The following is a 328-nucleotide window of genomic DNA, read 5'->3' on the forward strand; positions in this document are numbered from 1 at the left end:
AAGATGATGAAGACCGGCAAGGTCGTGGTCTCCTTCTTCGGCGACGGCGCCAACAATGAAGGCGCCTTCCACGAGGCGCTGAACATGGCGGCGATCTGGAAGCTGCCGGTGATCTTCGTGTGCGAGAACAACGGCTACGGCATGTCGACCTCGACGGCGCGCTCGACGGCGGTGAAGAACATCGCCGAGCGCGCGGCCGCCTATTCGATGCCGGGCGTCGTCGTGAACGGCAACATCTTCTCCGAGGTCGCCGAGGCGTCCTTCAAGGCCGTCGAGCGGGCGCGCGCCGGCGAGGGGCCGACGCTAATCGAATCCAAGACATACCGCC

At 64.9% G+C, this 328-nt stretch carries 1 protein-coding gene; it reads left to right on the plus strand.

Annotated elements, in window-relative coordinates; genetic code table 11:
• The coding region (locus tag EN874_RS32775; protein WP_245516235.1) for a thiamine pyrophosphate-dependent enzyme at positions 1–328 on the plus strand (328 nt) is incomplete at both ends.

Origin of the sequence: Mesorhizobium sp. M1D.F.Ca.ET.231.01.1.1 (genome assembly GCF_003999155.2) — a bacterium.
GTDB lineage: Bacteria > Pseudomonadota > Alphaproteobacteria > Rhizobiales > Rhizobiaceae > Mesorhizobium.